The following is a 3,302-nucleotide window of genomic DNA, read 5'->3' on the forward strand; positions in this document are numbered from 1 at the left end:
GTTTGCCTCATCTAAGTCCGGCGACTGTTGGGCGATGTGGGTTTCAACGGGTTTTCCCTGTGCCATCCCAGAGACGGGCAGTATTGCCGCACTTGCCGCCCCTGCCAGGATGCAGCCCCAGATTTTTGTTCTCTTTTTCATCGCGCCTTCCCTCAACTTTATCTCTCTCAGATATTACCGGATTTTATTGCGATGGGCAATGTTTTTATTTTTGCAAGAATGCAGAAGATTTACAATAGAGAGGTGATGGCGACGAGGAAATCAATTGGTCATGCAATTCCCCAATCCCGAGGGAACTTTTATCGATGATAATAAATTGGCAAGTTATTCTTTAAATAATGATTTTTTCGGAATGTTAATTTCCCTATTGCCAATCTCCTTGTATCGTAAAAGCCGCCCAATAATAAGGAGATTGCCACTGTTCCGAATTCCACATTGCCAACTGTGCTGCCCTTAATGCCTGTACCGGGTTTTGCTTCTCTACCAACATTCTACGATAAAATTCCCCCATCATTTCTGAGGTGGCTAGATCGCTTATATCCCATAAACTCGCTACCACTCGTTTTGCCCCAGCATACATAAAGCCCCTTGTCAACCCCACCAAACCTTCTCCTTTGATATCTTCTCCCAAACCAGTTTTGCTGGCACTTAAAACTACTAATTCCGCAGGTAAATTGAGGTTAAAGATATCGTGGAGGCGCAGAAATCCGTTTTGAAAAGTACCAGTCTCATCGAAGAGAGAGAGGACGACTCCCGATAGTTCTGGGTTGACGGGATCGAGGATACTGTGGGTGGCAAAATGAAGGATTTGGTATTGGGCAAGGTTGGGATTTGTGGCGGTGGCTCGGGAGGCTTGGAAGTCCAGAGCTTGGAGTTTCTGGGAGTCTGGGACTAAAGCGAGGATTTTTTCGGCTTCGGTGCGGGTGTTTTGGAGGCGATCGAACAATCTCCTGCCTTCACTCAGGCAGGGGTTGGTTTTTTGGGGGGGGCTGGTGAGGCGCTCTTCGTCCTTGGTAAAGAGGCGCTCGAACTCGAACAACTCGAACAACGTCCTGCCTTCACCCAAGCAGGGGTTGGTTTTTTGGGGGGATCCGGTGAGGCGCTCATCGCCCCTGGTAAAGATAGGATCTGCCAGGACGGCCAGGGTGTTGGGGGCGGGGGTACGGTTGGCGAATTGTTGTCGTTGGATGGCGATGGTGGAGGCGGAGGGAAGGGTGACGATTTCGTGGTTGGCTAGTAGGGGCGCAATGTTGGCTCCTGGGGCTTGAGAACCCCAAGGGAGGGCAGCGAAGGGGATATATTGTAAGATTCCCTCTCCAACAATAAGGAGGCGTTTGTTTTGTAACTTGTCGGCTACGGGGGAGAGGAGGATTTGGCTTAAGGTGAGTCCGGTGTCAATTTTGGCCTCCGGATTTTGCAGGGCGGTTCGGAAGAGTTGGGCGGCGGCGACGATTTCTGTTTCGGGGGGGAGTTCGTAGCTGCTGATGTCGTTTTTGCTCACTAGCCAGAGATAAGTGTGTTCTGCTCCGAGGTCGTATTTCAGGAGGAGGGTGTCGTCGTCGAGAACTTGTTGCTGGATTTGTTGGAGGGTGAGGGGTTGGGGATATTTTAGGTTGGCGTAGCGGGGGCTTTTATTACGAATTTGGGCTTCCAGGCGATCGAGTTGCTCGAGGATTTGTTGGGATTTTTGTTCGAGGTCGTCGCGTTCTGTGTTGCTGAATTGACTGCTGCTTATGAGTGCGTAGCGGTCTTTTTCAAGGTTGTTGACTTGTTGCAGGAGTTTTTGTTCTTGGTCGAGGAGTTGGGGATCGACTCCTTGGCGGATGTTGGCGGCGGCTTCGCTGAGGAGTTCCAGGAGTCCTCGGGCGTGGGAACTTTCGCTGGCCTGGAGGGCGCGGGCGTTGTAACCTTGCTCGGGTTTCTGGCGGTGCAGTTCCATTAACAGGTCAATGTAGAACTGGTAATGGTTTTGGACGGTGGCGAAGTAGGAGGCGCGGAGGTCTTGGGAGCCAATTTTGGTGCGGAGGTCTTCGATGATGGCGATGGATTTTTCTATCTCGGTGAGGGCGGTTTTGAGGTTGCCTTGAGAACGTTGGGTAAAGGCAATGTTCTTTAATGTATTGGCTTCTCCGCCGCGATCGCCCACTGCTTGGCGGAGGGGCAAAGCGCGATCGTAGTATTCCAACGCTTTCTGCTTTTCTCCTAGGTCAGAGTAGACCAAGCCAATATTGTTGAGGGTGCGGGCTTCCCCCCGGCGATCGCCCACTGCTTGGATGAGGGGCAAAGCGCGAGCATAGTATTCAAGGGCTTTCTGCTTTTCTCCTAGGTCAGAGTAGACAAAGCCAATATTGTTGAGGGTGGTGGCTTCTCCCCGGCGATCGCCCACTGCTTGGAGGAGGGACAAGGCGCGATCGTAGTATTCCAACGCTTTCTGCTTTTCTCCTAGGTCGGAGTAGACCAAGCCAATATTGTTGAGGGTGGTGGCTTCTCCCCGGCGATCGCCCACTGCTTGGAGGAGGGACAAGGCGCGATCGTAGTATTCAAGAGCTTTCTGCTTTTCTCCTAGGTCAGAGTAGACTCTGCCAATATTGTTGAGGGTGACGGCTTCTCCTCCGCTATCGCCCACTGCTTGGAGGAGGGACAAGGCGCGATCGTAGTATTCAAGAGCTTTCTGCTTTTCTCCTAGGTCAGAGTAGACAGCGCCAATATTGTTGAGGGTGTTGGCTTCTCCCCCGCGATCGCCCACAGCTTGGTTGAGGGACAAGGCGCGTTCTAAGTATTCCAACGCTTTCTGCTTTTCTCCTAGGTCGGAGTAGACAGCGCCAATATTCTTGAGGGTGCGGGCTTCCCCCCGGAGATCGCCCACGGCTCGTATAAGGGGCAAAGCGCGATCGTAGTATTCCAACGCTTTCTGTTTTTCTCCTAGGGAATTGTAGACCAAGCCAATATTGTTGAGGGTGGTGGCTTCTCCTCCGCGATCGCCCACTGCTTGGAGGAGGGACAAGGCGCGATCGTAGTATTCCAGGGCTTTCTGCTTTTCTCCTAGGGAGGAGTAGATTCTACCAACACCAAGGAGAGAGGTCGCTTCTAAACTTTGATTACCAGCTTGGCGAAAGAGAATCGCGGCTTGTTCCAATTTAGAAATGGCTTGTCTGAGAGATTCTGCCGATCCCTCTTGAAACAGTTGAGATCCTTCTTGCAAAATTCGGTTTGCCTCATCTAAGTCCGGCGACTGTTGGGCGATGTGGGTTTCAACGGGTTTTCCCTGTGCCATCCCAGAGACGGGCAGTATTGCCGCACTT

1 protein-coding gene is annotated in these 3,302 nt (G+C 51.9%); it reads right to left on the bottom strand.

The features are described 5' to 3' along the window. Positions 1–364 precede the first annotated feature (364 nt). Positions 365–3,292 carry a tetratricopeptide repeat protein gene (locus JUI58_RS16700; RefSeq protein WP_348539911.1) on the bottom strand — a complete coding sequence of 976 codons (2,928 nt, stop codon included), beginning with the start codon at positions 3,290–3,292 and terminating at the stop codon, positions 365–367. Positions 3,293–3,302 lie beyond the last annotated feature (10 nt).

Source organism: Spirulina sp. CCY15215 (genome assembly GCF_016888125.1).
Lineage (GTDB): Bacteria > Cyanobacteriota > Cyanobacteriia > Cyanobacteriales > Spirulinaceae > CCY15215.